Raw genomic sequence first — 1,776 nt, 5'->3', positions numbered from 1 at the left:
GCCGCATGCGGGCAGAGCACACCGTCCATGCTGCCGACCGTCGAAGCAGTGCCTGGCGATCCCGACCCCGCCCCGGTGTTCGAGATCAGGGCCACGGGCAAGAGCTTTGTCGATTTCCAGCATGACGTAACGGCCGAGGACGTGCGGCTGGCTCACCGGGAAGGCTTTGTCTCGGTCGAGCATCTCAAGCGCTACACCACGCTCGGCATGGCGACCGACCAGGGCAAGAGCTCCAACGTGCCTGGCCTTGCCATCATGGCCGAGGCGCTGGGCAAGCCGATCCCCGAGGTCGGCACGACACGCTTCCGGCCGCCCTTTGCTCCGGTGTCGATCGGCTCGCTGGCTGCCGAGCGTTTTGGCGACCTGAAGCCAGAACGATTGACGCCGATGCATGACTGGCATCTGGCCAATGGCGCGACGATGTATTCCGCCGGCCTCTGGTACCGGCCGATGATCTATGGGCTTTCAGGCGAAACGGTCGAGCAGGCCTATGTGCGCGAAGCCAAGGCGACGCGCGAAAGCGCCGGCATCGTCGATGTCTCGACACTGGGTAAGATCGCGGTGCAAGGCCCTGATGCCGCCGCATTCCTCGACCGCGTCTACACCAACATGTTTTCGACGCTGGCCGTCGGCAAGGCCCGCTACGGGCTGATGCTGCGCGAGGACGGCCTCGCCTTCGACGATGGCACCACCTGGCGGCTCGGCGAGCAGGATTTTCTGATGACCACCACCACGGCCAACGCCGGCAAGGTGATGCAGCATCTGGAATATTTCCTCGACGTGATCTGGCCGGAGCTGAAAGTCCACGTCACCTCGGTGACAGACGAATGGGCAGGTGCCGCGATCGGCGGCCCGAAGGCCAGGCAGATCCTCGCCGCCTGTGTCACCGGCACGTCGGTCGACAACGCCACCTTGCCCTTCATGGGCATCGTGCGCGGCGAAATATCAGGCGTGCCGGTGATGATCTGCCGGCTGTCCTTCTCCGGTGAAATGGCCTTCGAGGTCTATTCCGGCGCCGGCCATGGCACCCATGTCTGGAAAGCGCTTGTCGAAGCCGGCAAGCCGTTCGGGCTGGTCACCTACGGTCTTGAGGCATTGGGCACCATGCGCATCGAAAAGGGCCATGTCACCGGCGCCGAGATCGACGGCCGCACCACGGCGCGCGACCTGCATCTCGACTGGATGCTGTCGAAGAAGAAGCCGTTCATCGGCTCGGCGATGATGGACCGCGAAGGCTTGATCGCATCGGACCGCCTCGAACTGGTCGGCCTGATCGCTCTCGATAACCGGCCGCTCAACGGTGGCGCCCACATCGTCGAGGAGGTTGACGAAGCCAATCCGCACGACTCCATCGGCCATATCACCGCCTGCTGCTATTCGCCGGCGCTCGGCAGACATATCGCGCTGGCGCTGGTCGAGGGCGGCAAGGCACGGCACGGCACGCGCGCCCACGTCTCCGATCCCTTGCGCAACCGGTTCGGACCGGTCGAGATCGTCTCCAACCACTTCTTCGATCCGGACGGGAGCCGCATGCATGGTTGAGCACCAATCCCCGCTTGAGCCGGAATTTCACGTCGGCTCGCACGGCAATTTCGAGCATGGCGTCGAGATCATCCTGACCGAGACGAGGCCGGGCTCGATCGTGCAACTCGCCGCCTGGCCCGGCGAGGAGAAGAGGCTGATCGCAGCCATCCGCACCGTCACCGGGCCGGCGCCATTGGGAAAGGCCGGCAGCGAAAAGTCGATGGCGAAGAATTTCGCCAGCACCCATTCGGC

At 64.5% G+C, this 1,776-nt stretch carries 1 protein-coding gene and 1 pseudogene; both read left to right on the top strand.

The genetic code is table 11. The annotated features are described in order from the left end of the window. Window positions 1–1,542 (top strand): glycine cleavage T C-terminal barrel domain-containing protein (locus tag EOA22_RS32340; RefSeq protein ID WP_281040809.1); only part of this gene is annotated, 1,542 nt, incomplete at its 5' end. Further along, a pseudogene (locus EOA22_RS39235) lies at window positions 1,535–1,776 on the top strand (sarcosine oxidase subunit gamma); the annotation flags it as partial. The gene EOA22_RS32340 and the pseudogene EOA22_RS39235, both read left to right, overlap by 8 nt.

The sequence above is a fragment of the Mesorhizobium sp. M7A.F.Ca.US.014.04.1.1 genome, assembly GCF_003998745.1.
GTDB classification, from domain to species: Bacteria; Pseudomonadota; Alphaproteobacteria; order Rhizobiales; family Rhizobiaceae; genus Mesorhizobium; species Mesorhizobium ciceri.
The sequence above is the reverse complement of the archived record's forward strand: the minus strand, read 5'-3'. Positions and strand labels throughout refer to the sequence as shown.